Source organism: Herbaspirillum sp. Her4 (assembly GCF_057961335.1).
Genome location: NZ_CM176330.1, coordinates 5,124,240 through 5,151,116 on the forward strand (window position 1 = coordinate 5,124,240; position 26,877 = coordinate 5,151,116).

The following is a 26,877-nucleotide window of genomic DNA, read 5'->3' on the forward strand; positions in this document are numbered from 1 at the left end:
GGGCAAGCAGATCGCAAGCCATTGATTGCAAACGGTTTTATCAAAATCACCCAAAAAGAACCCGCCAAGCCGGTGCGGATTCCCGGAATGCTGCTGCGCGGCATGTCCGGGAATCCAGCCACGCAGACAATGAAAAGCGGCGCATGTCTTTCGACATGCGCCGCTTTCAAGGTCTTGCGGTCTACGGTCTTACGGTCCGACAGAGGCTGCGATCAGCGTTCGGACAAGGCATCCATGACGCACAAGGCTGTCATGTTGATGATGCGGCGCACCGTCGCCGACGGGGTCAGGATATGCACCGGCTTGGCACAACCCAGCAGGATGGGGCCAATGGCCACACCGTTGCCCGATGCGGTCTTGAGCAGGTTGTAGGCGATGTTGGCGGCATCGATATTGGGCATGACCAGCAGGTTGGCGTCACCCTTCAGCGGCGAATCCGGAATCACCGCATTCAAGAGCTTGGAATCGAGCGCGGTATCGCCGTGCATTTCGCCATCGACTTCCAGGTCCGGCGCGATCTCGCGCAGGATCGCCAGGGCTTCGCGCATCTTGCGGGCCGATTCGCTGTTGCTGGAACCGAAGTTCGAGTGCGACAGCAGTGCAGCACGCGGATGCAGGCCGAAACGACGCATTTCTTCAGCGGCCAGCATGGTGATCTCGGCCAGCTCGCGGGCGTTGGGGTTTTCGTTGACGTGGGTGTCCACCATCACCAGCTGGCGATTGGGCAGGATCACCGCATTCATCGCGGCATAAACGTTGACGCCTTCACGCTTGCCCAGCACCTGGTCGATGTAGTGCAGGTGCAGCTGGGTGGTGCCGTAGGTGCCGCAGATCATGCCGTCGGCATCGCCCTTGTGGATGGCCATGGAGCCGATCAGGGTATGGCGGCGGCGCATTTCCAGCTTGGCGTACTGCTCGGTGACACCCTTGCGGCGCGACATCTCCAGGAAGCTCTGCCAGTAATCGCGGTAGCGGTTGTCGAAGTTGGGGTTGATGACCTCGAAGTCGGTGCCGGCACGCAGGCGCAGGCCGAACTTCTTGATGCGCTGTTCCAGCACTTCCGGACGGCCCACCAGGATGGGCTTGGCCAGGTTTTCATCGACGATCACCTGGACGGCACGCAGCACGCGCTCTTCTTCACCTTCGGCGTAGACGATGCGCTTCTTGGCCTCGGCGGCCTTCTTGGCGACCTGGAAGATCGGGCGCATGAAGGTACCGCTGTGGTAGACGAACTGTTCCAGCTTCTCGATGTAGGCATCCATGTCCTGGATCGGACGGGCCGCCACGCCGGAGCTTTCGGCTGCACGCGCCACGGCCGGCGCGATCTTGATCATCAGGCGCGGGTCGAAGGGCTTGGGAATGATGTATTCCGGGCCGAAGGACAGGTTGGCGATGCCATAGGTCGAGGCCACGATATCGGACTGCTCGGCCTGGGCCAGTTCGGCGATGGCGTGGACGGTGGCGATCTCCATCTCGCGGGTAATGGTGGTGGCACCCGAATCGAGCGCGCCGCGGAAGATGTAGGGGAAGCACAGCACGTTGTTGACCTGGTTCGGATAATCCGAACGGCCGGTGGCGATGATGGCGTCGTCACGCACGGCCATCACTTCTTCCGGCAGGATTTCCGGGGTCGGGTTGGCCAGTGCCAGCACCAGCGGACGGGCCGCCATCTGCTTGACCATCTCGGGCTTCAACACGCCGGCGGCGGACAGGCCCAGGAAGATGTCGGCCTCCGGGATCACTTCGGCCAGGGTGCGGGCGTCGGTTTCGCGGGCGAAACGTTCCTTGTCCGGGTCCATCAGTTCCTTGCGGCCCTTGTAGACCACGCCGGCCAGGTCGGTGACGAAGATGTTTTCGATCGGGAAGCCGAGGTCGACGATCAGGTCCAGGCAGGCCAGCGCCGCTGCGCCCGCGCCAGAGACCACCAGCTTGACGTTCTTGATGTCCTTGTTGACGACCTTCAGGCCGTTCAGGATGGCCGCGCCGACGATGATGGCGGTACCGTGCTGGTCATCGTGGAAGACCGGGATCTTCATCTTCTCGCGCAGCTTGCGCTCGATGTAGAAGCACTCCGGTGCCTTGATGTCTTCCAGGTTGATGCCGCCGAAGGTCGGCTCCAGGGCCGCGATGACGTCGATCAGCTTGTCCGGGTCGGTTTCATTGATTTCGATGTCGAAGACGTCGATGCCGGCGAACTTCTTGAACAGCACGCCCTTGCCTTCCATGACCGGCTTGGAAGCCAGCGCACCGATGTTGCCCAGGCCCAGCACGGCGGTACCGTTGGTGATCACGGCCACCAGGTTGCCACGGGCGGTGTAGCGGAAGGCGTTGAGCGGGTCGGCGACGATTTCTTCGCAGGCCGCCGCCACGCCCGGAGAATACGCGAGGGAGAGATCACGCTGGTTGGTCAGCAGCTTGGTGGGCGTGACCGCGATCTTGCCCGGGGTCGGAAACTCGTGGTAATCCAGCGCTGCCTGACGAAGTTGCTGACGCACTTCTTCTTTCTTACTGATCATCGAATCCATACTCTGTATTCTCTAGTTGACTTGCGAAGGGGGTCGATTCTAGCAGAGGTCGGCCTTCAATCATAGGCCGCCAGGCTCATGCTGCTCCGCGCAAAGCCTTTTCCGGACTGGCTTTGCGGCCTGTCACCCCAAACCCGTGATGACCGCGAACATGGCCTTTCCGGAGCCAGATGACGACCAGTTGTCGCCTGATGTGCGCAGTTGCGCGCAGCTTGATTTCCCGTACGAGAGGCTGACACTGCCCTTGCATATCCGGTATTGGGGAAAACCCCTATCCCTTCACCCGCCTCTCGCGCACCCTGCCGTGACGCCGTATCCGGGCAATTTGCGCTGCATCGCAACATGTCTGGTCGCCGGGATATTGTGCGCCTGAAGCCGTGACGGATTGGTTACAATCGCGCCATGCTTTCCGAATTCGAACTCATCGCGCGCTATTTCAGCCGCCCGCCCGCTCCTGACAGCCGCACGGCCTTGGGTGTGGGTGACGACTGCGCGCTGATGACACCGGCCCCGGGGATGCAGCTGGCCATTTCCAGCGACATGCTGGTGGCAGGCCGCCACTTCTTCCCGGATGCCGATCCCCTGCTGCTGGGCCACAAGTGCCTGGCCGTCAATCTCTCCGACCTGGCCGCCATGGGCGCGCAGCCGATCGCCTTCACGCTGGCCCTGGCCTTGCCGGAAGCCCGTGACGACTGGCTGGCACCGTTCTCGCAGGGCATGCTGGCACTGGCCGATGTCCACGGCTGCGAGCTCATCGGCGGCGACACCACCAAGGGCCCGCTGACCATCAGCATCACGGTCTTCGGTGAAGTGCCACCGTTACAGGCGCTGCGCCGCGATGCTGCCCGTGCGGGCGATGACATCTGGGTCTCCGGCACGCTGGGCGATGCCCGTCTGGCACTGGCCGGCTACCGCCAGGAATTCGACATCAACAGCGAAGCGCTGCAGCTGGCTGCCCCGCGCATGCATGCGCCTACCCCGCGCGTGGCGCTGGGTCTGGCCCTGCGCGGCATAGCCCATGCCGCCATCGACATCTCCGATGGCCTGGCGGGCGACCTCGGCCACATCCTCGATCGTTCCCATGTGGGGGCTACGCTGGACGTGGATGCCCTGCCGCCCGGCCCGGCCTTGCAGCAGCGCGACCTGCACCTGCGCCGCCGCTTTACCTTGTCCGGTGGCGACGATTACGAACTTTGCTTCACTGCCCCGGCGCGCCAGCGCGAGGCGGTCCTGAAGGCGGCCCAGTCCGCCGGCACCGCCGTCACCCGCATCGGCCAGATCGATGCGCAGGCCGGTCTGCGGCTGCTGGATGCCGCTGGTGAACCGCTGCAGGACACACCGGATTCCTTCGATCATTTCCGTTCATGAACCCAGCTTCTTCGCCCTTCCCGCCGCCGCCTTCGGCCTCTCCCCGCAAACGCAAGCCGACCCCGCACTTCATGCTGGCGCATCCGGCGCACTGGATCGCCCAGGGCTTCGGCAGCGGCCTCTCGCCCATCATGCCGGGCACGGCCGGAACGCTCTTCGCATGGCTGTCCTACGTGGTGCTGTCCACACGCTGGCCGCAGGTCTTCACGGCGGCGAACTGGCTGGTGATCATTGCGGCCGGGTTCATCATCGGTATCTGGGCCTGCCATCGCACCGGGCAGGCGCTCAATTCGCCCGATGACGGCAGCATGGTGTGGGACGAGATCATCGCCTTCTGGCTGGTGCTGGTGCTGGTGATGCCGGCCAGCCTGAAGACCCAGTTTGCTGCTTTTGTGGTGTTCCGCTTTTTCGACATGGTCAAGCCGCCGCCGATCGCCTGGTTCGACCGCCGCTTCAAGGGCGGTTTCGGCGTGATGTGGGATGACATCGTGGCGGCCTTCTATACGCTGCTGGTGTTTGCGTTCTGGCGCACTTATTGGTAACCGGAAGTGAACAATCGGAGCTTGTCCGATACAACATTTCCTGACATCGGAGTATGCTAGTTCACGCACGTCGTTGATCAACCGACCGCAGCGCGCGCCACCCGGCGCTGACTGCGGCACAGCCGAGGATGACACTCATGGACAGCACCCTGGACCTGGCCACCCGCGTCGGCCACACCCTCAAAGCCCGTGGCCTGCTCCTGGCCACTGCAGAATCCTGTACCGGTGGCGGCATCGCCCACGCCATCACTGAAATCGCCGGATCCTCGGAATGGTTCGATTGCGGTTTCGTGACCTATTCAAATGCTTCCAAGAACGAATTGCTGGATATTTCCGAAGCCCTGATCGCCCAGCATGGCGCAGTCAGCGAGGAAATCGCCGGTGCCATGGCCGAAGGGGCAGTGGCCAACAGCAGCTCGGACGTGGCCGTCTCCACCACCGGCATCGCCGGCCCCGGCGGTGCGGTACCGGGCAAGCCGGTCGGCACGGTCTGCTTCGGCTGGCGCGTGGGCGACAAGACCTATACCGAACGCCTGGTCTTCAAGGGCGACCGCCAGCAGGTGCGGGCCCAGACCGTGGAACATTCGCTCAAGGGCTTGCTGAAGCTTCTGGCAGACTGAAGCGGCGAACATGAAGAAAAAGGCGGCGCTCCCAGGGAGTCGCCGCCTTTTTCTTCATCTCTGCTTGCGCGGTTCAGCGGAAGCGGTTGATCTCGTCCCGCGTCTGGATGGCCACCCGGCGCGCCGCAGCGGCGAAATCTTCGCCCGCTTCCGGCTTGGCGTAGAGGATGGCACGTGAAGAATTGATCATCATGCCCGTACCCGAGGCCGTCTTGCCGGAGGTGACCGTCGCTTGCACGTCGCCCCCCTGGGCACCCACGCCCGGCACCAGCAGCGGCATGTCGCCGATGATGGCGCGCACCTGCGCCAGTTCGTGCGGGAAGGTGGCACCGACCACCAGGCCGCACTGGCCGTTGGTATTCCACTTCTCGGCCACCAGGCGCGCCACGTGCTGGTACAGCGGCTTGCCATCGACTTCCAGGAATTGCAGGTCGGAACCACCGGCGTTGGAGGTGCGGCACAGCACGATCACGCCGCGATCCTTCCATTCCAGATAGGGCGAGACCGAGTCCCAGCCCATGTAGGGGCTGACCGTGACGACGTCGGCGTCATAGCGCTCGAAGGCTTCGCGGGCATACTGCTCGGCGGTGGCGCCAATGTCGCCGCGCTTGGCATCGAGCACCAGCGGGATCTCGGGGTAGTTGCTGCGCAGGTAGGCGCAGATGCGCTCCAGCTGCTCTTCCGCGCCCAGCGCGGCGAAATAGGCGATCTGCGGCTTGAAGGCACAGGCGGCTTCGGCGGTGGCATCGATGATGGCGCGGCAAAATTCAAAGATGGCGTCCGGCTTGCCCTGCAGCTCGGCGGGGAATTTCTTGAGGTCGGGGTCCAGGCCGACGCACAGCAGGGAATTGCGCGAAGTCCACGCAGCGTTGAGTTTCTCGATGAATGTCACGGTGATGCCTTTAACTGAAAGATGCGCTATTGTAGCGCGCCGGCCTGCCCAGACCTCGATTTTTGACTGATGTTCAGGGTTTTTCGCGGAACATCGGGCACTTCAGGAGGTTTGCATGGTCTCATGCGCTCCCTTTGCTTCACTTTTGCTACGAGGAAAACAACATGAAAAAACTCTTCGCCTGGCTGGCCATCGCCATGACGGCCCTCACCCTCTCCGGCTGCGGCTACAACGAATTCCAGGCCAAGGATGAAGCCACCAAGGCCGCCTGGGGTGAAGTGGTCAACCAGTACCAGCGCCGCGCCGATCTGATCCCGAACCTGGTCAACACCGTCAAGGGCTATGCCTCGCACGAGAAGGACACCCTGGAAGCCGTCACCCGCGCCCGTGCAGCGGCCACCAGCTTCCAGATCACCCCGGAAGTGCTCAACGATCCCAAGGCCTTCGCCAAATTCCAGGAAGTGCAGGGGCAATTGTCGTCGGCGCTGTCGCGCCTGATGGCGGTCTCCGAGAACTACCCGCAGTTGAAGGCCGACACCAGCTTCCGCGACCTGCAATCCCAGCTGGAAGGCACCGAAAACCGCATCACCGTAGCCCGCCAGCGCTATATTGCCGCTGTGAAGGATTACAACATCCTGGCGCGCAGCTTCCCCACCAACATCACGGCCAAGCTGTTCAGCTATGAAGTCAAACCCTCGTTCACGGTAGAAAACGAAAAAGCCATCTCGACCGCGCCCGCGGTCAACTTCGGCAAATAAGCACGGGAGCCCCGATTGGCCATGCGCAAGCTGCTCCTGACCTGCTGGCTGCTGGCGTGGATCGCGCTGGCCGCCCCGGCCCGTGCCGATGACGGCCTGGTGCCGGTGCCACCGCTGTCGGCCCACGTGATCGACCAGGTCCACCTGCTGCAGCCGCAGCAGCGCCAGGCCCTCGAAGGCGTTCTGGCCGAGATCGAACAGCGCACCGGCAGCCAGATCGGCGTGCTGCTGATGTCCTCCACCGCCCCCGAAGCCATCGAGCAATACAGCATCCGCGTGGCCGAGGCCTGGAAGCTGGGCCGCAAGGGTGTGGATGATGGCGTGATCCTGATCGTCGCCAAGGACAATCCCAAATCCCTGCGCCGCCTGCGCATCGAAGCAGGGCGTGGGGTACAGGGCAGCCTCACCGATGCGCAATCCAAACGCATCCTGGAAGACGTGATCGCCCCGCATTTCCGCCAGAACGATTTCTATGGCGGGCTGGCGGCGGGCGTGACGGCGATCACCACCTTGCTGGAACAGGAAAAGCTGCCACCGGCCAAACGTTCCTCCGGCTCGGTACAGACCGATGATGGCGGTGGTTGGATCACGCTGATGGTGATCGGCCTGTTCCTGGTAGTGTTCTTCACGGTCTTGCTCAAGTCCCGCCGCAGCAGCCGTAACGTCCTCAACAGCAATGACTGGGGACGCGGCGGCAGCACGACCACCGGCGTCATCATCGGCAGCCTGGTCGATGAGGCTTTGCGCCAGGCCAGTTCCGGACGGGGCGGTTCACGTTCGGGTGGCGGCGGATTTGGCGGATCATCCGGTGGCGGCTTCTCCGGCGGTGGCGGCACATTCGATGGCGGCGGTGCCTCGGGAGACTGGTGACATGGCGTACAACAACGCATCCCCTTCCCTGTTTGCGCGCATGTTGCGCCACTTGCGCATGACGCGTGCGGCGGCACGGCGCATCTTCCCCTCTGCCACCCTCAAGGCGATCCAGGCCAGCATCGGCGAAGGTGAGCGGCAGCATCGCGCGCAAGTGCGCGTGATCGTCGAAGCCGCACTCACGCTGGGCGCAGTGCGACGCGGCGAAAGCGCGCGGCAGCGCGCGCACGAGCTGTTTTCGCATTACCGCATCTGGGATACCGAAGAAAACTGCGGCGTGCTGGTCTATCTCAACCTGGCCGACCGCAAGGTCGAGATCGTGGCTGATCGCGGCATCAACGCCCGCGTCACGCGGGAGCAATGGCAGCAGGTGTGCAAGCAGATGACTGCCGGATATGCCGCCGGCCAATACGAGGCCAGCACACTGCAGGCACTCGCCAGCCTGCACGCCATCCTGGCGAAGGTCTTGCCGCGCGACCCTGGGGGCCGCGACGAGCTGCACAACGAACTCTCGGACAAACCCTTGCTACTTTGATGCCATGAAAATACTGTTCTGGCTGGTGGCGCTTGCCGCACTGTTGCTGCTCCTGCGCATGATCATGCGCCGCGTGATGCCCCGGCCGCAGCCGCCAGTGCATTATCGCGCTCCCTCCTATTACAGCAAGACACGCTATAGCTCACCGGGTGTTCCTGCAAGCAACGGCGCTGGCTGGGCCGGCGACGTCAGCAGCTCCGGCAGTGGCTCTGACGGAGGAAGCGGGGGCGACTGCGGCGGCGGGGATGGCGGCGGAGGGGGTGATGGTGGAGGCGGCGGCTGCGATTGAAGCCGCCCGTTCTTCATCTCAACCGTTTTCGTAGACCCACTGCAACAAGGCATCCTGCGCCTGCTGCCCATTGGGCGCAGCAGCGTGATTGATCAGGAACACCACCACATAGGTCTTGCCCGAGGCGGCCTGCACATAGCCCGCAATCGAACGCACGTCATTGAGCGTGCCGGTCTTGATGTGGGCCTGCCCCGCCACGCTCTGCGTCTTCAGGCGACGGCGCATGGTGCCGTCGTAACCGACCAGCGGCAGCGAGGACACGAATTCCGGCATCAGCGGCGAACGGTAGGCCTGCACCAGCACGCTGGCCAGCAGCGCCGGCGTGACGCGCTCCACGCGCGAAAGACCGGCGCCGTTCTCGATGGCCAGGCCATTGGTATCGATGCCCTTGTCATTGAGCCAGCCGCGCACCGCGCGCGCGGCATTGACGGTATCACCGGGCTGCCCGGTCATCTCCGCCCCCAGCGTGAGCAGCACCTGGCGCGCCATCACGTTGTTGCTGTACTTGTTGATGTCGCGGATGACTTCCGGCAACGGCGGCGACTGCACTTCCACCATCAGCCGCGCCGAAGGCGTGACCTGACCGTTGACCACACGCCCGGCAAAACTGCCGCCGAGGTCGGCCCACATTTGTACAAAACTCGCGCCTACATACTGCACATTGTTCATGCGATACGGATGGACATACCATACGCGCGGCCCGCAGTCGGCGCTGTAGCTGCCGGTGAAACTGACGGCGTTGGGGTCGTTGTTCATCTTCAGCTTGCCCTGCCAGTCGCCGCAGGGCTCCTGCGACAAGCGCGGCGGCGTGACGGTGATGCCGGCCATCGGTGGATCCATGCTCACGCTGACCACGCCACTGGCGGCATCCGGCTCAAAACGGAAAGCCTGGGTGCGGTAATTCATCAGCAGGGCATCGGGGCCGGCGTTGTATGGCTTTTGCGGATCGCCATCGAACTGCGAGGGGTCATAGCTGGACTCCGCAAAATACGTACGATCCAGCACCAGGTTGCCGCGAATGTCCTTGATGCCGCGTGCGCGCAGCTGGCGCAGGAACAACCAGAAATTCTCCAGCACCAGCTTGGGATCGCCCCCGCCCTTGAGGATCAGGTCGCCATTGAGCACGCCACCGGCAAGCGTGCCATCGATGTAGGCTTGGGTCTTCCAGGTATAGGTCGGCCCGAGGATTTCGAGCGCGGCATCCGTGGTCACCAGCTTCATCACGGAGGCCGGATTGAACGGCTGCCCGGTATTGTTGGCCGCCAGCATGCGCTTGCCGTTGTCGGCATCGACCACCACGACGCCGGTATTCTGCTGCGGAATATGGGCCACGCGCAGCGCCCCCACCACCGACGGCGGCAGGCCTTGCGCATTGACGACAGGGGCGACACTGCTGGCCAGCAGCGCCAGCCACAACGAAGAAAGACCAAGCCGGGGAGACTTCACGAGACGGGGGAAGCGGAACATGATGAAGACGGAAATGAGGAGCAGGCATTATAAGGGGATGCATGACCGGCCGTCGGTGCAGCAGGCGGGGATGACGACATCGGCGCGTCACCTTGCCATGCGACACTAGAGTCTGTTCTCATCCTGCGTGAAAGGCGCGATGAAAGATGCGATGTGAACGGCCCGGCCTGACACTGACCAATGCCCGGCGGAAACGGTTCCCCGTGTGCGCAAGATCCCGGTCAAGGCAAGCGCAGAGCGGGCTTGCGAACAGCCGCCAGATGGCGTTACGCTGCGTGACTGATAATCATCGCTTGCATGTAATCGTGCGTACCAGAAACTCCGGCGACCGCTGGCCCGGCTGACATCACCCGCGGACCAGACGAAAGAAAAACATGAACATGTCCTCCCCCTCCAATCCCGATTGTCCCACCCCGCGACCGCCCGCTGCACGCCTGCTGGCCTTGCTGCTGGACGTACTCAATCCGATCGCCCTGCTGCGCCAGCGTCCCGCGCGTTCCGGCGAGGCGAGCCAGACGGCGCTGGCCGGCAAGGGCGTGCGCTTCGTGCAGCGCATCTACCGTCTGCGGCTGATTGGCCTTGGCGTGGGATTTTTCTGCGTCGCCGCCGGCTTCCTGCAGCATCCCGTGCCATGGCCGCTGTGGCTGTTGCTGGGCGTGCATGGCTACCTGTGGCCGCATCTGGCGCGCCAGTGGGCCCTCAGGGCGGCGATCCCGTATCGTGCCGAACGACGCAACCTGGTGATCGACGCCGCCTTTGGCGGCTTCTGGATTGCAGCGCTGCAGGGCAACCTGGTGCCCAGTGCGGTCATCATCTCGATGCTGTCGATGGACAATATCGCCGCCGGCGGACTGCGCCTGTTCATGCGCGGCCTGTATGCCAGCCTGGTGGCTGGCGTGCTGGGATGGTGGCTGCTGGGCGCGCATTTCCAGCCGCAATCGGACCTGACCACCATCCTCGCCTGCCTGCCGATGATGATGCTCTATCCCCTCGCGCTGGGGCAGTCGACCTATCTGATGTCGAAGAAGCTGGCCGATCGTTCACGCCAGTTCGAGATCGTCAGCCAGCTCGACGGGCTCACGCTGCTGTTCAATCGCCGCTACTGGGAGAGCCTGCTGCTGGGCGAATTCGAACGCCTGCACCGCCAGAGCTCCGCGCAGCACCAGACCTTCCTGCTGTTGCTGGACCTGGACCACTTCAAGAGCATCAACGACACCTGGGGCCACCTGATCGGCGACGAGGTGCTGCGCAACTTCGCACGCCTGCTGCGGACCATGCTGCGCGAGCAGGACGCCATCGGACGTTACGGCGGTGAGGAATTCGGCGTGATCCTGCGCGACGTGTCGCCAGCCGATGCGCTGGCGCTGTCACAGCGGGTGATCGAAGCGGCGCGCACCAGAAATGATGAAAACAATTTATACGGTTGTACGGTCAGTGCCGGACTGGTGCCCTTCTCTGCGGACATGGACGCTCATTTCGTCTGGCTGCAACGCGCCGACCACGCCATGTACTGCGCCAAGGAAACCGGGCGCGATCGCCTGGTGGTCTGGGATCCGGCGCTGGAGCGCGCGCCGCGCATGCCCAATCAGCCGCCGCCTCCCTGCTGCACATAGGCATGCCGTGAAGAAGCCACGAAAACGATGGGCGCAAAAAAGGCCGATGTTTTCGGGGCCGCCACGAGACCACTGTGAAAACATCGACCTAGGGAAATCAAGGCGGGGCGATCGGCATGACGGAATGATAGGCGTACTTCCCTAAAAAAATGCCTGCGCCGATGCCCCGGCCACTGCCGCAACGAGCGGCAAAGCGGGCCGCAGAAAGCCCGCTAAATTAGCACTGGCAGTGCTTCCAGTACTAAAAGCGCAAGCAGTGCGCCGAAGACCGCGCCCACTGCTCTCAAACTGGTTCGGACCATCCGTGACGCCACCGGAACCTCGCCGCAGAGCAACAAACCCGCCAGCGCCATGGGAATGAAGAACATCAGATTGTTCATGATGAGGTTGGGCATGATGCGTCTCCTGGTCGAGTTTATTGGTTTTGCGCGGGGTTGCTGCGCGTACTCTGTTCGGGCTTGCCTCGTTTCGAGTATAGGCCGTACACCATGGAAGACAAGGCTCACCCGGCGAGAATCGGTGCTGCACAGCAGCGTCCAGAGCAGCGAAATACCGCTTCACCATCCTCGCTGTGAAGCAGAAAGCTTCCGCTCCGTCTTGTTGCAGATGCACAAATTTTCGGCAACGCGGGCGAATTTGCCTTGACCCTGTTTTCCGCGCGGGCGTAGAATTCGCCCGTTCTCATTTTTTGGAGTCCCTCTCATGGGCACTTGTTCGGGTGACAGTTGTTGCCGGTTAATTCCGGGTTAAGCCTCAGCAAGGATTTCAGCAGGACTTCATCCTGTCGTCATCTTGCACCAGGCAGATGACGGCAATTCATGTCGGCAGCGCGCGGTCTTTCCAGGCCGGTTTTCAGCAGCGCCGCTGACAACGACATTCCCTCACAACGACAGATCGACGATCGACCGCCGCAGACACGGCGTCAGAACGCAGCTGCATCGCGACCGCATTGCCCGCTCCATCGAGCCGGCAGCCGGCTCGCCTGATGCCGCGCGCGTCATGACGCACCGCCTTCCGCATGGCCAGCCGCCATGCGGCTGCCCGTCTGTTGCCGCCGTCAGGTGCCGATGACAGGGTCTCCGCTCAACCAGGCGGAGGCTGCAATGCGACAGACACATTCATCATGAACACGCGAAGACCCAGCGCGCCGCGTCCGGCCGCCCGTCTTGGCGGGGGCCGTCCACGGCGCTGACCCCGATGCCGGCCTGCCCTGCTGCAGGCCGACGCGATGCAAACCGCTTCGTCCACGGGACGAGGCCCAACAAGAAAAGAAGCACGCCATGAATCTGAACCTGCTGAAAGAAACCTTTGTCAGCTTCATCCGCGCACGCGGTATGGACCGTCATTTCCGCCGCCTGGGCATGGACATGTTCCGCAGCGCCCCGGTCACCAAGGAAGTCCCGCAAACCCTGGCCGAGCAATTGAGCGAAGCTTCCCGCAGCGAGGTCCAGGCCCTGCTGCAGCGCCTGCAATCGCGCCCCGACGGCCTGACCGAATCGGAAGCCGATGCCATCCGTGAACACAGCGGCCCCAATGAAGTCGAGCACGAAAAGCCGCTGACCTGGTACGTCCACCTGTGGCACTGCTACAAGAACCCGTTCAACCTGCTGCTGACCCTGCTGGCCGCGGTCTCCTTCTACACCGAGGACATGAAGGCCGCCATCGTCATCGGCACCATGGTGGTGGTCTCGACCTTGCTGCGCTTTGTGCAGGAAGCACGTTCCAACACCGCCGCCGACAAGCTCAAGGCCATGGTCAGCAACACCGCGACCGTGATGCGCCACGACCAGGTCGAAGAGATCGCCGCCGAAGCGCAGCGTTACTTCGACGTGATGCTGCACCCCAAGGGCGCGCGCCGCGTCGAGGTACCGATTCACAAGCTGGTGCCGGGCGACATCGTGCTGCTCTCGGCGGGCGACATGATCCCCGCTGACCTGCGTCTGCTGGCCGCCAAGGACCTGTTCGTGAGCCAGGCCGCGATGACCGGCGAATCGCTGCCGGTAGAAAAATTCGTCACCCCCAGCAACCTCAATACCAGCAGCCCGCTGGAGCTGGACAACCTCTGCTTCATGGGCACCAATGTAGTCAGCGGCTCGGCCACGGGCGTGGTGCTGACCACCGGCAAGCGCACGTATTTTGGTGCGCTGGCCGAACGCGTCACCGCCACGGACCGCACGCCGACTGCCTTCCAGGCGGGCGTCAACAAGGTCAGCTGGCTGCTGATCCGCTTCATGCTGGTGATGACGCCGGTGGTGTTCTTCATCAACGGTTTCACCAAGGGCGACTGGGTGGAGGCCTTCCTGTTCGGCCTCTCCGTGGCCGTGGGCCTGACGCCGGAGATGCTGCCCATGATCGTGACCTCGACCCTGGCCAAGGGCGCGGTGGCGCTGTCGCGCAAGAAAGTGATCGTCAAGCGGCTCGATGCGATCCAGAATTTCGGTGCGATGGACGTGCTGTGCACCGACAAGACCGGAACGCTCACGCAGGACAAGATTTTCCTGGAACGTCATACCGACATTCATGGCGAACCCGACGACGAAGTGCTGCAATACGCCTACCTGAACAGTTATTACCAGACCGGCCTGAAGAATCTGCTGGACGTGGCCGTGCTGGAGCACGCCGAGCTGCAACGTGAAATGTCCATCGCCTCGGCCTATCGCAAGGTCGACGAAATTCCTTTCGACTTCCAGCGCCGCCGCATGTCGGTGGTGGTGTCCGAGCGTGAGGATCACCACGAGCTGATCTGCAAGGGTGCGGTCGAGGAAATCGTCTCGGTGTGCTCGCGCGCCCGCGTCAATGGCGAAGTGGTACCGCTGACCCCGGCCTTGCTGGAAGAGATCCGCGCCACCACCGGCAGCCTCAACGCCGAGGGCCTGCGCGTGGTCGGCGTGGCCGCCAAGGACCTGCCGCCGACCAAGGAGGTCTACAGCCTGGCTGACGAATCGGATCTGGTGTTGATCGGATACATCGCCTTCCTCGATCCGCCCAAGGAATCGACCGCCCCGGCGCTGGCCGCATTGCGTGCGCATGGCGTGAAGGTCAAGATCCTGACCGGCGACAACGAACTGGTCACCGCCAAGATCTGCCGCGAAGTGGGGCTGGAGGTCAAGGGCATGCTGCTGGGTTCGTATGTCGAGAAGATGAGCGATGCGGAGCTGTCGCAGGCGGTGGAGACGGTGACGGTCTTCGCCAAGCTCTCGCCGGCGCACAAGGAACGCATCGTGCGCGTGCTGCATGATCGCGGACACGTGGTCGGCTTCATGGGTGATGGCATCAACGATGCGCCGGCCCTGCGTGCTGCCGACATCGGTATCTCGGTGGATACGGCGGTGGATATTGCCAAGGAAGCGGCGGATCTGATCCTGCTGGAGAAGAGCCTGATGGTGCTGGAAGAAGGCGTGCTGGAAGGCCGCAAGACCTTCGCCAACATGCTGAAATACATCAAGATGACGGCCAGCTCCAACTTCGGCAATGTCTTCTCGGTCTTGATTGCCAGTGCCTTCCTGCCTTTCCTGCCAATGCTGCCCTTGCATCTGCTGGTGCAGAACCTGCTGTATGACGTCTCGCAGATCTCGATTCCCTTCGACAACGTCGACAAGGAATTCCTGGAAAAGCCGCAGCGCTGGGATGCCGGTGACATCGGCCGCTTCATGGTCTTCTTCGGTCCGATCAGCTCGATCTTTGATATCACGACCTTTGCGCTGATGTGGTATATCTTCGGCGCCAGCACGCCGGAACATCAAACCCTGTTCCAGTCCGGCTGGTTCATTGAAGGGCTGCTGTCGCAGACGCTGATCGTGCACATGATCCGCACGCGCCGCATCCCCTTCTTCCAGAGCCGCGCCTCGTGGCCGCTGATGGGGATGACATTGGTCATCATGGCCATCGGCATTGCGATCCCGATGACGCCGCTGGCGCATTACTTCAAGCTGGCGGCGTTGCCGCTGTCGTACTTCCCGTGGCTGGTGGCGATCCTGGTCGCCTATTCGGTGCTGATCCAGGGGATGAAGGGGTGGTATGCCCGGCGGTATGGGTGGCAGTGAGCTGATGAATCAGTAACGATCGTTACTGATCAGAGTTGAAATGAAAACGCCTGCTCGATGGAGCAGGCGTTTTTGCGTGAGCCGAGTTAACTGCGCCTGTTGATCGCCGCTTGCCCGCTTCAATTGCTATCGGGCCGCGATTGTCGAATCCGGTAATGGAGGCCACCGAGCGATGTCACACGCTTGCGCTCAATTCCATCGATGCCGGACCGCTACAACTACCTTCCTCGCTGCCCATGCATGACCTGCGAGTGAACCCACGTCAGCAAAAAACAGTTCAGCTGGTTCTTGCATTTTCCCACTTCGGTTAGGCTGATGTTCAGGACGACGCTGACCACAACATCGTTTTCACAAGACGCAATGTCTCACTGACCAGGAATGATGACACGTATTGACGCATTCATTTGAGTGATGCAATAATCGCCTCGCTGCCTAGGAACGCCACCAGGCAGTACTCCCAGCAATATTGCTGACCATACATACCGGCTATGAAAGCCCCTGACATGCGCATCAAGCGCAGTCAGGGGCTTTTTGTTTTGGAGATTCGCATGTCGTCACAGGAAAACACCTCGCCGCCCTCGTTTCCATTGATCAAGGTGGCAAGCGTCCAGATGGAGCCCCACATTGGCCGCAAGGAAGAGAATGTTGCCCGTTCCATTGCCTTCATCGATCGCGCCGCCGCCGAGGGGGCCGAGCTGGTGGTCTTGCCCGAGCTGGTCAACAGCGGCTATGTCTTCGCCAGCCGCGCCGAAGCCTTCGCCTTGGCGGAAGTCCTGCCCGACGGCCCCACCACCCAGGCCTGGATGGCCGCCGCGCGCCGCAACGGTATCCATGTCGTGGCCGGCATCGCCGAACGCGAGGGCGACCGGCTCTACAATTCCGCTGTGGTGATTGGCCCGGACGGCTGGCTGGGCGTCTACCGCAAGCTGCATCTGTGGGGAGACGAACATCTGTTCTTTGAAGCTGGCGACAAGGGATTACCCCTGTTCCACACACGCTGGGGACGACTGGGCGTGGCGATCTGCTACGACGGCTGGTTCCCGGAAGTGTATCGGTTGCTTGCCATGCAGGGTGCTGACGTCGTGGCGATGCCAACCAACTGGGTACCGATGCCAGGGCAGCCAGACAACCGCCAAGCCATGGCAACTTCACTGGCGATGGCCAATGCCCATAGCAACGCGCTCACCATCGTGTGCGCCAACCGTACCGGCACCGAGCGCGGCCAGCCCTTCATCGGACAGAGCGTGATCATTGGCGCGCAAGGCTGGCCGCTGGCCGGGCCGGCACCGGAGAACGGCGAGCAAATACTGTATGCCAGCCTCAATCTCAAGGAGTCGCGCCAGGCACGCCATCTCACTCCCTTCAACCATGTGCTGCGCGACCGTCGCGACGACCTCTACGACCCGATGCTGGGCACGGGTTGGCCGCTGCCGCGGCACTGAACCGCTTGCCGTTTGCCGTACCGCTTTTCTTTCAGGATCCATTCCATCCATCCACTCACACCGACTGAGGAGTTCATGATGAACAGATTCACTTTCGCGCTGCCCCATGGCGTATTTGCTGTCGCATTTTCCCTGCTTGCCGCAGCTGCGCCGGCCCACGCCGCCGAGCCCATCCGCATCGGCGTGGCGGTCGGGCTATCGGGTGCCAACAGCGTGGTGGCACCGGCCGTAGTGCAGTCCTCGCAACTGGCGGTCGATGAAATCAACGCCGCGGGCGGCATCATGGGACGCAAGCTGGAGCTGGAAATCGTCGATGACGCCTCCGGCGCAGTGGGCGCGCAGAAAGCTTTCGATACGCTGGTGTTCCAAAAGAGGGTCAACGCCGTCATCGCCATGGAAACCAGCGCCGCACGCAATGCTGCGCTGCCGGTGATCAGCCGCGGCAAGGTACCTTACATCTACACGTCCTTCTACGAGGGTCGCTCGTGCAATAAATGGATGTACGCCAACGGCTGGGTGCCGGAGCAACAGGTGGCGCCGGTAGTGGATTACTTCAGCAAGTCCATGAATGCCAAGACCTTCTTCCTGGTCGGCAGCGACTACGCCTTTGGCCGAGGCATGCTGGAATTCACCAAGAAGTACATCGAGCAGAAAGGCGGCAAGGTCGTCGGCGAAGAATACCTGCCCATCGACGGCAGCGACTGGACCACGGTAGTTTCGAAGATCCGTGCCAGCAAGCCGGACGCCCTGATCAGCGCCACCGCCGGCGGCGCACCCAATGTGTCGCTGGCGAAGCAGCTCAAGGGAGCCGGTCTGACGCTACCCTACGGCAACCTCGCCATTGACGAGGGTACCGCCAGGACCATGGGCGATGCCGCCACCGGGCTCTACATGTCGGCTTCTTACCTGACCAGCATCGATACGGCGGAAAACAGGAAATTCATGGACGCGCTGAAGAAAAAATTCGGCGCAGACCTGAAGACCCCCAATGAATTGTCCGAGCCCCAGTACGAAGCCTTCTATCTGTACAAGGCCGCCGTCGAGAAAGCCGGATCGACTGACAGCGACAAGGTGAGCAAGGCGCTCGGCGAAGTGTCGTTCAACGGTCCGCGTGGCACGGTGGCGATGAACAAGAGCCATCATGCGCCGCTTTCCATGCGCCTGGGCCAGGTGCAGGCCGACGGATCGATCCGTATTCTGGAGACCTTCGCCAGCGTCGACCCCGGCAACCAGTGCCCGAGCATCAAGTGATGGCGGCAGGCAGGACCGCTTTGCGATAACAACGCCGCCGCGGCCATGACCGCGGCGGCCTGAGAAACGAGAGGAGAGCGCCATGGCGCTATTGCTGGATATGCTGACGACGGCCGCGATGCTGTTCGTCGTCACCGCCGGACTGATGATGATCTTCGGTGTCATGAAGATCGTCAATTTCGCCCACGGGGCCTTGCTGACCGTGGGCGGTTACGCCAGTTACGTAACCACGCGTCTGCAACTCGATCCCTGGCTGGGATGGCCGCTGGCGCTGGTAGCCGGTATCGCCGTGGGCATGCTGGTCGAAGGCGTGATCGTTCGCCGCCTTTACAAGCGGCCGCTGGACGCCATCCTGGCGACATGGGGACTGAGCATCGTGATTGGCCAGCTGATCGTGATGGCCTTCGGTCGCGAGGTGCAGTTCGTCAACGCACCGCTGACCGGGACCTGGAACATCCTCGGCGTCGACTACTCCGCCTACCGCCTGTTGCTGGTGCCGCTGGCGCTGGGCATCTGCCTGCTGCTCACGGCGCTGCTCAACGGTACGGATTTCGGCGTGCGTACCCGCGCAGTGATCATGAATGAGGAACTGGCCAGCAGCCTGGGCATCCATTCCGGCCGCGTACGTTTCGTCACCTTCAGCCTGGGTGCCGGACTGGGGACACTGGCCGGCGCGATGATCACGCCGCTCTCCAGCGTCGATCCCAATATGGGCCTGCCCTGGCTGATCAGTGCCTTCATGCTGGTAATGATCTCCGGCCACTCCATCCTGAGCCTGCTGCTGGCCTGCATGGTATTCGGTGCTGCGCAGGTGCTGGTCAGCACCTACGCCAATCCTGTGCTCGGCGGTCTCACCATCGCCGTCCTCGCTGCAGTGACCTTGCGTATCCGACCGAAGGGGCTGGCCCGTGCGTAACTCCTCTCTTTCTTCCGCCGCACCTTCCTCACGGGCGGGTGCCGCACGCGTACGCCATTCTCTGCGCAGCGTCTTGCTGTTCGTCGGTGTGGGCCTGCTGTTGCTGGCTGCCGGGCCGTGGATCTTCGACACCTACCTGCAAAACATCCTCATCAAGGCCTATTTCATGGCCATCGTTGCGATGACCGTCGATATTCTGTGGGGCTATACCGGCTACCTCACGTTCGGCCAGTCGGCTTTCTTCGGAATCGGTGCCTATGCCGCCGGACTGGTGTTCACGCATGGCGGCTTCAGCCCTGTCACGGTCATGCTGGCAATCGGCACCACCATCGCTGCAGCAGCAGCGGTGGCGGCGCTGGCCGGATGGCTGTCGTTCTATCGCGGTGCGTCGCCGTTCTTCGCCACCGTGATTTCGCTGGTGTTGCCCATCGTGCTGACCCAGCTGCTGCTGTCGGGTGGCAGCTGGACCGGCTCCAGTTCCGGGCTGACCGGTTATGACAGCTTCGATTTTTCCCTAGACGCCTGGTATTGGATCTCGGGCGGCATGCTGGCAGTGGCTGCGCTGGCCGGCTGCTTGCTGGTGCGCTCCGATGCCGGCCGCCTGCTCGCCGCCATCCGCGACAATGAGCAGCGCTGCAGCTATCTGGGCATCAACACCTCGCTGGTGAAAATTACGCTGCTGGTGGCCATGGCAGTACTGGCCGGTCTGGCCGGATTCGGCTACGGCGCTTTCAGTGGCGTGGTCGCACCCGAGCTGGCCGGCTTCGCGCTGGGCACGGAATTCATCATCTGGGTCGCGCTGGGCGGGCGTGGCAGCCTGTGGGGACCATTGATCGGAGCCGTATTGATCAACGTTGCCACCGCCTATCTCAGCAGCAGCATGCCCTTTGCCTGGCAATTGATCCTGGGCGCAGCGTTCATCCTGGTAATCGTACTGCTGCCCCAGGGCCTGGTGCCGCTGCTGTTGCGGCCCCTCGGCCTGGGCCGCGCAAGCGCGCATCAGCCGGGCCTGGAAGAATGTGCCGGCGTGACCGGCGGCGATGCGCAGGCGGAGGCGATCCGCATGCAGGGAGTGGCCCGCCACTTCGGTCCGCTGAAGGTGCTGCGCGGCATCGACTTCGCCGCCCGTGCCGGCGAGCTGGTCGGGCTGATCGGTCCCAATGGAGCTGGCAAGACTACGCTGATGCGCTGCATGAGCGATGGTGCCGAGCGCAGCGCCGGCAGCATCGCGCTGTGCGGCAGCGACATCGGCCAATTGCCGCCGGAGGCCTGCGTCAGCCTCGGGCTGGGACGCAAGTTCCAGAACGCCAATATCTTCGACACACTGACCGTGGCGCAATGCCTGCGCATCGCCCGTGCGCGGCTTGAACGGCCGGCCCTGTTCCGGCGTGCGGACGTGCTGCATCTCCCCCCTTATGCCTTGCACGTGATGCGCGCCACCGGTCTGGATGAGAAACTCGACAGCGTCGCCGGGGATCTCTCCCACGGCCAGCAGCAGGCGCTGGAACTGGCCATGGTGTTGGCGCTGGAGCCCCGTGTGGTGCTGCTGGATGAACCTACCGCCGGGCTCACCAAGGCCGAGCGTACGCAAATCGGCGGGGTACTGTCTTCGCTCGCGCTCAAGTACCGGCTGTGCTGCCTGCTGGTGGAGCATGATCTTGATTTCGTGCAGCAGATCGCCACCCGCATCGTGGTGCTGCATCAAGGTGCGATCGCCATGGAAGGCAGTTTCGAGGAGGTGGTCAATTCGGAACTGGTCAACACCATTTATTCAGGCAGTACCCACGCAACGGAGGCGCAATGAGATCATCGGCACTGGTGTTGGACGGCATTACCAGCGGCTATCGTGCGTCGGTCGTGCTGCGCGGCGTGTCGCTGGACATCGCGCAAGGCGAGGCCGTAGCCCTGCTGGGCAAGAATGGCATGGGCAAGAGCACGCTGCTCAAGACCATCATGGGCTACCTCGGCAAGCAGGGCGGTGCGATCCACCTGCACGGGCGCAACATCACGCACCTGGCACCGCACCGCATCGCGCGCCAGGGGGTGGCCTATGCGGCACAGGAGAACGCCCTCTTCGCCGAACTGAGCATCGGCGACAACCTGCGCCTGGGGCTCGCGCAGCCGGCGTTGTTCGAAGAGCGCTTCGCTGCCGTCGAACCCCTGTTCCCGGTGTTTCGCAGCCGGCTGCAGCAATACGCCGGCACCCTCTCCGGCGGTGAGCAAAAGATGCTGTTGCTGGCACGCGCCCTGATGATGCGGCCCTCGGTGATCCTGCTGGACGAGATCACCGAAGGCTTGCAGCCCTCGGTCATCGACCGCCTGGCCAACGCGCTGCAGGAGGAGCGCAGGCAGCACGGCACCACGCTGCTGCTGGTTGAACAGAACGTGCCCTTCGCGCTGCAAGTGGCGGACCGCTACCTCATCATCAAGCAGGGCGAGCTGGTCGAGGAGGGCCCCGCCAAGCGCGACGGCGCGGCAGAACTTGTCTTCGGGCACTTGCGCGTATGACGTGGGCATGGGTTGCGCCGCTTGTCCCGGCACCCGCTCTGTGACGATAATCGGTGCGATCCCCCATCCCGCGTGCCGGGCCGCTGCGGCCGCGGGCATATTTCTTGCCAACCATTCGATGCCATGATGAGTTCAGCCCAATCCAACCTGCCCCTCTGCGTTTACATCTCCACCGGTGGCACCATTGCCATGAAAATCGACCCTGTCCGAAAGGCGCCGGTGCCCGCCCTCTCGGGCGATGATCTGCTGGCCACCGTGCCCGGCATCCGCGCCATCGCGCAGCTGGAGGTCGTCAATCTCTTCAACGTACCGTCCGGCTATATGGATCCGCCACGCTGGATCGCCCTGCAGCAGGCTGCCGCAGCCGCGCTGGAGCGCCCGGAAGTGGACGGCGTGATCGTCTCCCACGGCACGGATACGCTGGAAGAAACCGCGTGGTTCCTTGACCTGACCCTGGCCAGCGACAAGCCGGTAGTGCTGATCGGTGCGCAGCGCAATGCCTCCAGCCCGGATTTCGACGGACCGCGCAATCTGCTCAACGCAGCGCGTGTGTGCGCCAGCGCGCAAGCGCACGGCCTGGGCGCGATGATTGCGATGAACAACCAGATCAACGCCGCCCGCGATGTCAGCAAGACCCATACTGCCGACGTCGAAAGCTTCAAGTCCGGTGATTTCGGCGTGCTGGGGGTAGCCGATGAAGATCGCGTGGTTTTCGCGCGCCGGCCGATGCGCCGCCAGCATCTGCCCTTGCTCGGCGGTACTTTGCCACGGGTCGAGATCATCCCCATGTTCGGCGGAGCCAGCGGTGACTTGCTGCGCGCTGCGGTGACGCTGGGCGCAAGCGGGATCGTGATCCAGGCGCTCGGCTGCGGCAACGTGAATGCCGACATGTATGAGGCAATCCGGCACGCCACCGGACAGGGCATCCCGGTGGTGATCTCCACCCGTGTGCCCCATGGCCGCGTATCGCCGTCCTACGGTTTCGACGGCGGCGGTGCTACCCTCAAGGCTGTCGGCGCAGTCTTCGCCGATGACCTGAGTCCGCAGAAAGCCCGTATCCTGCTGATGCTGGCCCTGCAATCCACGCAAGACACGGACCGCTTGCAGGCGCTGTTCGACCGATAAGGACCGACCATGAATACCACTTCATTCCAGGATACGCGCGTGCGACAGGAAGATGGCTGGCGCATTGGCGTGCTGTTTTCTCGGTCGGGCGCAACCGGGGTCACGGAATCTGAACACTTTTTCGGGACCGCGCTGGCGATCGAAGAGATCAACCAGCTCGGTGGTGTGCTCGGCCGGCCCTTGGTGCCGGTGGCCTACGACCCCAAGGGCGACATCGCGGAATATCGCAAGCTGGTCACGCGCCTGCTGCTGGAGGACGAGATCAACGTGGTATTCGGCTGCTCGCGCTCATCCAGCCGCAAGGCGGTGCTGCCGGTCATCGAACGCAACAACGCACTGCTGTGGTACTGCTCCTTCTATGAGGGTTTCGAGTATTCACCCAACGTGATCTATACCGGTGCCGTCCCGAACCAGAACAGCGTGCAGCTGGCCGCCTACCTGATGCAGAACAAGCGCACCCGCTTCTTCCTGGTAGGTACCGACTACATCTATCCGCGCGAATCCAATCGCGTCATGCGCGACATGGTGGAGCAGCATGGTGGCGAGATCCTCGATGAAATCTACCTGCCGCTGGAAGCCGGCCGGGGCGAACTGGAAGAGGTGCTGACCGACATCAAGGCGGCCCAGCCCGACGTGGTGTTTTCGACGCTGGTGGGACAATCGGCGCGGCTGTTTTACCAGCTTTATCCCGAGTTCGGATTCGATCCGACGACCACACCGATCGCCAGCCTCTCGATGGCGGAGGAAGAGATCCGCCTGATCGGTGCCCGGCACTGCGCGGGCCACATCACAGCCGCGACCTATTTCGGTTCGCTGGACAATGAGAGCAACCGGCATTTCCTCGCCCTCTGGCGCAAGCGTTTCGGCGACCGGCCCACCAGCACCTGGTCGGAGATGGCCTATGCCCAGGTCCACCTGTTTGCGCGCGCCCTGCAGCGCGCAGGCAGCCTGGACCGGCGCAAGCTGGTGGAGGCCACTCATACGGTGTCATTCGATTCGCCTGAAGGGCGCATCAGTGTCGACGCAGACAACAATCATTGCGCCCTTACCCCGCGCATTGGCATCTGCCGTAGCGACGGACAGTTCGACATCGCCTGGGAAGCGTCGGAGCCCGTCAAGCCGGACCCCTATCTTTCCACTTTCGGCTTTTCCGGTTTCTGGTTGAGGTAAGGTCATGGGACAAAGCCTTCGCCGACTTTACGAGGACCTGCGCAGTATCTGCGTAGCCGTCGTCTATCCGCCCGGAGAAGACCGGGACGTAGTGATCCAGCAGTTGCAGCGCATCGGCTGCCGGCTGCGCGTGATCTGGCCCAGTCCAACGGAGCCGCCGACCGGAGCCGACGTCATTTTCTTCCAGATATCGCAGGAGCTCGAAGGACGCAGCGGATGGAATGCCAGCGCCGTGGATGCGGCCCTGGTCGCCCTGTCCGACTATGAAAGCCCGACCACCTTGAAGCTGTTGCTGGACACCAAGGCGCACGGTGTGCTGACACGTCCGTTCCGCTCGCAAGGCATCCTGAGTACGCTGGTGCTGGCGCGCTCTTCACAGGGTTTTCAACAACGGCAGCAGGCCAAGATAGACAAGCTCGAATCGACCATCAAGTCACGCCGGCAGATCGAGAAGGCGATTCGTGTGCTGGTTGAATACCAGAAGCACAGCGAAGAAAGCGCTTACCAATTCATGAGGGAGCGTGCCACTGGCCTGCGAGTGACTGTCGCGGAAGTAGCAACGATGCTGCTGGAAACCCAGGATGCGATGGAGAAACTGGGTTTCCTCGCAGCGGGAAAGGGGAAGAACCCCGGTGACGGGGTATAACGATGACACTCCTGTAGTGCGATGAACAGACGGCGTTCAAGCAGGTGAAACGTTCGTCCGTTCTTCGCCGGAGGGAGAGTTTTTCTTGCTTGAGAATCTCAACCCACCCACTCCCTCCGCGCGTTGCTGAACGCCCCCATTTCAACTGAAACACGTCTCCGCTCCGCTGCAATCCGGTTGAAACCCCCGAGGATCAAGCTTCACCCATACCAGCCGCACCGATCCTCACCCAACCGGAGAACACCATGCGCATCCACGCTACCTGCCTCGTCGCTGCCCTCATGTCCCTGGCTGCTGCCGGCAATGCCGCTGCCACCACCATCTGCCGCTATCGTGCCGACGACGGCCACTGGTTCATGCACATGCTGGAAGCGCTGGCCAACATCACTTACTGCTGAGTCTCGCAGTCACCCTCACCGGAGCAATCACATGGACTACTTCATCCACTCTGCGTTCGACCTGATCTGCTCGGACGTGCCAACCATCGTCGCTGGCTTGTTCGTGAAAGTGATCTGACGTCCTGCGCTACTGAGCCATTCTGGCCGGATGCGGAAGCCGACGCGCTGGCAGCGCCCGACGCCATTTTCAATGCCGGACTTCCACATCCCGCACCAGCCTGATCCCCACCAGCGTATAGCGCGTACTGACGGTATTCCAGTTCCGGAAGGCACACCGCGCATACAGTGACCAGGTATGCCACGAGCCACCGCGCCGCACCTTGGTTTCACCGCTGGCTGGCCCGCGCGGGTCGGCCAGCGGCGAACGCGCATAGGTCTCTTCGCCATACCAGTCGGCGGTCCATTCCCAGGCATTGCCTACCATGTCATACAGCCCGAAGGCATTCGCCGGAAAACTGCCCACCGGCGAGGTGAAGGCGAAGCCGTCGTGACTCTTCAGCGCGCGACCGGCCATGCGTGGCCAGTAGGGAGCAGCGTCGGCATCAAAGGTGTTGGCGATCTGACTCAGGCCCTCCGGATCATCGCCATTGGGATAGCGCGTCGTCGTCCCCGCGCGGCAAGCGTATTCCCATTCGGCTTCGGTCGGCAGACGATAGTGCGCGTGCTCTTTCTCACTGAGCTAGGCTGCAAGGGCTGATGCATCATTCCAGGTGACGTTGAGTACCGGATGATCATCGGCCTGGGGGAAGCCGGGGTTTTTCCAGCTGTATTGCGGGCTGCGGCCTTCGAATGCGTCTTTGCGTTCGGTTTTCTCAGGATCGTAATGCGGGTTGTAGCCGTAACCGCCGGTCTGATCGCGAATGGATTCCGGGGTATAGCCCGACTCGGCCAGGAATTTCGCGAACTGGCCCACCGTGACCAGATGCTTCCCGAGATAGAACGGATGGGTGATCAGCACCTTGTGCCGCGGCCGTTCATCGTCGAGATCGCGCAGCCGCCGCTCCTCATAATTCGGATAGGCCTGCTTCAGCGCGGCCAGCGACTCCTCGGTTCCCATCCAGAATTCGCCCGCCGGGATCAGCACCATCTGCATGCCAATGGAGTTTTCCATCGTCAGAGACGGTTGAGTTTTTTCCTCTGCAGAGGCGAACAGGCATGTCGACCAAAGCAACATCGCCGTCCATCTCATGAATCGGTGTTTCAAGGTACCCCCCTTGTATCCGCAGTTGTCATCCTCGTTGAAACTCAAACATCAAGTACACGGCCTGTCAGATGACGGATAGCGCCCAGAACACAACGGCAACCCCATGCCGTTGCACTCACCCTGCTGGACGGGAGATCAGCCCAACAGCCGCTTCTGGAAACGCTTCAACGCATCGGCAAACACATCGGTACTGTCCAGGGCGCGCGCCAGCACCAGCGCGCCCTGTATCCCGCCCACGACTTCCTCGGCCAGCGTTCTGGCTTCCTTGGGCTTGCGCCCGGTCCGCACCAGGGCGGACGCGAGCGCATCGATCCAGGCGATGAAGTAATCACGCACCATCACGGCAAAGCGATCGCGCTCATTGCCCAGCGCAAATACGCCGACCAGGCAGACACGCTGCCCCGAGAGGAAATAGCGGCTGACGTCGTCGAACATGGCCTTGATGCCTGCCACGGCATCGTCACGCTCGTTCAACGGCTCGAACACATGCTGCCGGAACCACGCATCCACGTGGCCCAGCACGGCTTGCGCCATCTCCTCCTTGCCGCCCGGGAAAAAGTGATAGATGCTCCCCTTGCCCAGCCTGGTCCCTTCACTGATGCGCGCCAGGCTCGCCCCTTCGAAGCCATAGGTGCGGAAGACTTCCGCCAGCAGGGGGATCACATCGTCTTTTTCCGCAATGACTCTAGCCATTC

The 26,877-nt window shown here is 62.7% G+C and carries 22 protein-coding genes and 1 pseudogene; 17 read left to right on the forward strand and 6 right to left on the reverse strand.

Going from position 1 to position 26,877, the window contains the following annotated elements:
* Positions 1–212: 212 nt before the first annotated feature.
* The gene (locus ACWFUC_RS23225; protein ID WP_121045199.1) at positions 213–2,525 is read right to left on the reverse strand and encodes an NADP-dependent malic enzyme; all 2,313 of its coding nucleotides are present in this window, start codon (positions 2,523–2,525) and stop codon (positions 213–215) included.
* A gap of 402 nt (positions 2,526–2,927) precedes the next feature.
* On the opposite strand from ACWFUC_RS23225, the gene thiL reads away from it, so the two are divergent.
* From thiL to ACWFUC_RS23240, 3 genes are all read left to right on the forward strand, one after another.
* Positions 2,928–3,893, forward strand: a complete 966-nt coding sequence (gene thiL, locus ACWFUC_RS23230) for a thiamine-phosphate kinase (RefSeq protein WP_489623480.1) — start codon at positions 2,928–2,930, stop codon at positions 3,891–3,893.
* Positions 3,890–4,435 carry a phosphatidylglycerophosphatase A family protein gene (locus ACWFUC_RS23235; RefSeq protein WP_489623481.1) on the forward strand — a complete coding sequence of 182 codons (546 nt, stop codon included), beginning with the start codon at positions 3,890–3,892 and terminating at the stop codon, positions 4,433–4,435. Before thiL ends, ACWFUC_RS23235 begins: the two co-directional genes overlap by 4 nt.
* Positions 4,436–4,572: 137 nt before the next feature.
* Positions 4,573–5,055, forward strand: coding sequence for a CinA family protein (locus ACWFUC_RS23240; protein WP_008331030.1), 483 nt, complete (start codon positions 4,573–4,575; stop codon positions 5,053–5,055).
* A 73-nt stretch (positions 5,056–5,128) separates the two neighbouring features.
* On the opposite strand, the gene pyrF is transcribed toward ACWFUC_RS23240, so the two are convergent.
* Positions 5,129–5,947: an orotidine-5'-phosphate decarboxylase gene (gene pyrF, locus ACWFUC_RS23245; protein ID WP_134223034.1), complete on the reverse strand. Its 819-nt coding sequence runs from the start codon at positions 5,945–5,947 to the stop codon at positions 5,129–5,131.
* Between the two features lie 164 nt (positions 5,948–6,111).
* Here pyrF and ACWFUC_RS23250 point away from each other — a divergent pair, with 164 nt between their 5' ends.
* Genes ACWFUC_RS23250 through ACWFUC_RS23260 form a run of 3 tightly spaced genes read left to right on the forward strand, consistent with a single transcriptional unit; the run spans position 6,112 to position 8,110 of the window.
* Entirely contained in the window at positions 6,112–6,705 is a 594-nt protein-coding gene (locus tag ACWFUC_RS23250; protein ID WP_039784541.1) for a LemA family protein, read from the forward strand.
* 21 nt (positions 6,706–6,726) lie between these two features.
* Complete coding sequence (locus ACWFUC_RS23255; RefSeq protein ID WP_489623482.1) at positions 6,727–7,575, forward strand: TPM domain-containing protein; 849 nt, start codon at positions 6,727–6,729, stop codon at positions 7,573–7,575.
* A 1-nt stretch (position 7,576) separates the two neighbouring features.
* On the forward strand, positions 7,577–8,110 hold the full coding sequence (locus ACWFUC_RS23260; protein WP_489623483.1) for a TPM domain-containing protein: 534 nt from the start codon (positions 7,577–7,579) through the stop codon (positions 8,108–8,110).
* A 307-nt stretch (positions 8,111–8,417) separates the two neighbouring features.
* Here the strand turns inward: ACWFUC_RS23260 and dacB are convergent, their stop codons facing one another.
* Complete coding sequence (gene dacB, locus ACWFUC_RS23265; RefSeq protein ID WP_489623484.1) at positions 8,418–9,866, reverse strand: D-alanyl-D-alanine carboxypeptidase/D-alanyl-D-alanine endopeptidase; 1,449 nt, start codon at positions 9,864–9,866, stop codon at positions 8,418–8,420.
* Positions 9,867–10,240: 374 nt separating this feature from the next.
* Between dacB and ACWFUC_RS23270 the strand changes: the two genes are divergently transcribed.
* Positions 10,241–11,479 carry a diguanylate cyclase gene (locus ACWFUC_RS23270; protein WP_489623485.1) on the forward strand — a complete coding sequence of 413 codons (1,239 nt, stop codon included), beginning with the start codon at positions 10,241–10,243 and terminating at the stop codon, positions 11,477–11,479.
* 212 nt (positions 11,480–11,691) lie between these two features.
* On the opposite strand, the gene ACWFUC_RS23275 is transcribed toward ACWFUC_RS23270, so the two are convergent.
* Positions 11,692–11,874: a hypothetical protein gene (locus ACWFUC_RS23275; RefSeq protein ID WP_006462830.1), complete on the reverse strand. Its 183-nt coding sequence runs from the start codon at positions 11,872–11,874 to the stop codon at positions 11,692–11,694.
* An 885-nt stretch (positions 11,875–12,759) separates the two neighbouring features.
* Here ACWFUC_RS23275 and mgtA point away from each other — a divergent pair.
* From mgtA to ACWFUC_RS23325, 10 genes are all read left to right on the forward strand, one after another.
* The gene (mgtA, locus tag ACWFUC_RS23280) at positions 12,760–15,522 is read left to right on the forward strand and encodes a magnesium-translocating P-type ATPase (RefSeq protein ID WP_489623486.1); all 2,763 of its coding nucleotides are present in this window, start codon (positions 12,760–12,762) and stop codon (positions 15,520–15,522) included.
* Between the two features lie 548 nt (positions 15,523–16,070).
* A complete protein-coding gene (locus ACWFUC_RS23285; protein ID WP_489623487.1) occupies positions 16,071–16,964 on the forward strand; it encodes a nitrilase family protein in 894 nt (297 codons plus the stop codon).
* A 78-nt stretch (positions 16,965–17,042) separates the two neighbouring features.
* The gene (locus ACWFUC_RS23290; RefSeq protein WP_121045222.1) at positions 17,043–18,215 is read left to right on the forward strand and encodes a substrate-binding protein; all 1,173 of its coding nucleotides are present in this window, start codon (positions 17,043–17,045) and stop codon (positions 18,213–18,215) included.
* Between the two features lie 82 nt (positions 18,216–18,297).
* Complete coding sequence (locus ACWFUC_RS23295; protein WP_489623488.1) at positions 18,298–19,131, forward strand: branched-chain amino acid ABC transporter permease; 834 nt, start codon at positions 18,298–18,300, stop codon at positions 19,129–19,131.
* Positions 19,124–20,935 carry an ABC transporter permease subunit gene (locus tag ACWFUC_RS23300; RefSeq protein ID WP_489623489.1) on the forward strand — a complete coding sequence of 604 codons (1,812 nt, stop codon included), beginning with the start codon at positions 19,124–19,126 and terminating at the stop codon, positions 20,933–20,935. The genes ACWFUC_RS23295 and ACWFUC_RS23300 overlap by 8 nt, the downstream gene beginning before the upstream one ends.
* A complete protein-coding gene (locus ACWFUC_RS23305; protein WP_134223042.1) occupies positions 20,932–21,639 on the forward strand; it encodes a branched-chain amino acid ABC transporter ATP-binding protein in 708 nt (235 codons plus the stop codon). Before ACWFUC_RS23300 ends, ACWFUC_RS23305 begins: the two co-directional genes overlap by 4 nt.
* A gap of 123 nt (positions 21,640–21,762) precedes the next feature.
* The gene (locus ACWFUC_RS23310; protein ID WP_489623490.1) at positions 21,763–22,764 is read left to right on the forward strand and encodes an asparaginase; all 1,002 of its coding nucleotides are present in this window, start codon (positions 21,763–21,765) and stop codon (positions 22,762–22,764) included.
* A gap of 9 nt (positions 22,765–22,773) precedes the next feature.
* Complete coding sequence (locus ACWFUC_RS23315) at positions 22,774–23,934, forward strand: transporter substrate-binding domain-containing protein (RefSeq protein ID WP_489623491.1); 1,161 nt, start codon at positions 22,774–22,776, stop codon at positions 23,932–23,934.
* A 4-nt stretch (positions 23,935–23,938) separates the two neighbouring features.
* On the forward strand, positions 23,939–24,580 hold the full coding sequence (locus ACWFUC_RS23320) for an ANTAR domain-containing response regulator (RefSeq protein WP_199725133.1): 642 nt from the start codon (positions 23,939–23,941) through the stop codon (positions 24,578–24,580).
* A gap of 245 nt (positions 24,581–24,825) precedes the next feature.
* Positions 24,826–24,978 carry a hypothetical protein gene (locus tag ACWFUC_RS23325; RefSeq protein ID WP_158601286.1) on the forward strand — a complete coding sequence of 51 codons (153 nt, stop codon included), beginning with the start codon at positions 24,826–24,828 and terminating at the stop codon, positions 24,976–24,978.
* A 187-nt stretch (positions 24,979–25,165) separates the two neighbouring features.
* On the opposite strand, the pseudogene ACWFUC_RS23330 reads toward ACWFUC_RS23325, so the two are convergent.
* Together ACWFUC_RS23330 and ACWFUC_RS23335 are read right to left on the reverse strand one after the other, a co-directional pair.
* Positions 25,166–26,167: pseudogene (locus ACWFUC_RS23330) on the reverse strand (formylglycine-generating enzyme family protein).
* A 150-nt stretch (positions 26,168–26,317) separates the two neighbouring features.
* Positions 26,318–26,875 carry a TetR/AcrR family transcriptional regulator gene (locus tag ACWFUC_RS23335; protein WP_121045231.1) on the reverse strand — a complete coding sequence of 186 codons (558 nt, stop codon included), beginning with the start codon at positions 26,873–26,875 and terminating at the stop codon, positions 26,318–26,320.
* Positions 26,876–26,877: the final 2 nt, after the last annotated feature.

What these genes read in the sequence shown, in the direction of transcription:
- ACWFUC_RS23225 (WP_121045199.1), bottom strand. Translation starts at nt 2,525, where the DNA reads ATGGATTCGATGATCAGTAAGAAAGAAGAAGTGCGTCAGCAACTTCGT.
- thiL (WP_489623480.1), top strand. Translation starts at nt 2,928, where the DNA reads ATGCTTTCCGAATTCGAACTCATCGCGCGCTATTTCAGCCGCCCGCCC.
- ACWFUC_RS23235 (WP_489623481.1), top strand. Translation starts at nt 3,890, where the DNA reads ATGAACCCAGCTTCTTCGCCCTTCCCGCCGCCGCCTTCGGCCTCTCCC.
- ACWFUC_RS23240 (WP_008331030.1), top strand. Translation starts at nt 4,573, where the DNA reads ATGGACAGCACCCTGGACCTGGCCACCCGCGTCGGCCACACCCTCAAA.
- ACWFUC_RS23250 (WP_039784541.1), top strand. Translation starts at nt 6,112, where the DNA reads ATGAAAAAACTCTTCGCCTGGCTGGCCATCGCCATGACGGCCCTCACC.
- ACWFUC_RS23255 (WP_489623482.1), top strand. Translation starts at nt 6,727, where the DNA reads ATGCGCAAGCTGCTCCTGACCTGCTGGCTGCTGGCGTGGATCGCGCTG.
- ACWFUC_RS23260 (WP_489623483.1), top strand. Translation starts at nt 7,577, where the DNA reads ATGGCGTACAACAACGCATCCCCTTCCCTGTTTGCGCGCATGTTGCGC.
- dacB (WP_489623484.1), bottom strand. Translation starts at nt 9,866, where the DNA reads ATGTTCCGCTTCCCCCGTCTCGTGAAGTCTCCCCGGCTTGGTCTTTCT.
- ACWFUC_RS23270 (WP_489623485.1), top strand. Translation starts at nt 10,241, where the DNA reads ATGAACATGTCCTCCCCCTCCAATCCCGATTGTCCCACCCCGCGACCG.
- ACWFUC_RS23275 (WP_006462830.1), bottom strand. Translation starts at nt 11,874, where the DNA reads ATGCCCAACCTCATCATGAACAATCTGATGTTCTTCATTCCCATGGCG.
- mgtA (WP_489623486.1), top strand. Translation starts at nt 12,760, where the DNA reads ATGAATCTGAACCTGCTGAAAGAAACCTTTGTCAGCTTCATCCGCGCA.
- ACWFUC_RS23285 (WP_489623487.1), top strand. Translation starts at nt 16,071, where the DNA reads ATGTCGTCACAGGAAAACACCTCGCCGCCCTCGTTTCCATTGATCAAG.
- ACWFUC_RS23290 (WP_121045222.1), top strand. Translation starts at nt 17,043, where the DNA reads ATGAACAGATTCACTTTCGCGCTGCCCCATGGCGTATTTGCTGTCGCA.
- ACWFUC_RS23295 (WP_489623488.1), top strand. Translation starts at nt 18,298, where the DNA reads ATGGCGCTATTGCTGGATATGCTGACGACGGCCGCGATGCTGTTCGTC.
- ACWFUC_RS23305 (WP_134223042.1), top strand. Translation starts at nt 20,932, where the DNA reads ATGAGATCATCGGCACTGGTGTTGGACGGCATTACCAGCGGCTATCGT.
- ACWFUC_RS23310 (WP_489623490.1), top strand. Translation starts at nt 21,763, where the DNA reads ATGATGAGTTCAGCCCAATCCAACCTGCCCCTCTGCGTTTACATCTCC.
- ACWFUC_RS23315 (WP_489623491.1), top strand. Translation starts at nt 22,774, where the DNA reads ATGAATACCACTTCATTCCAGGATACGCGCGTGCGACAGGAAGATGGC.
- ACWFUC_RS23320 (WP_199725133.1), top strand. Translation starts at nt 23,939, where the DNA reads ATGGGACAAAGCCTTCGCCGACTTTACGAGGACCTGCGCAGTATCTGC.
- ACWFUC_RS23325 (WP_158601286.1), top strand. Translation starts at nt 24,826, where the DNA reads ATGCGCATCCACGCTACCTGCCTCGTCGCTGCCCTCATGTCCCTGGCT.
- ACWFUC_RS23335 (WP_121045231.1), bottom strand. Translation starts at nt 26,875, where the DNA reads ATGGCTAGAGTCATTGCGGAAAAAGACGATGTGATCCCCCTGCTGGCG.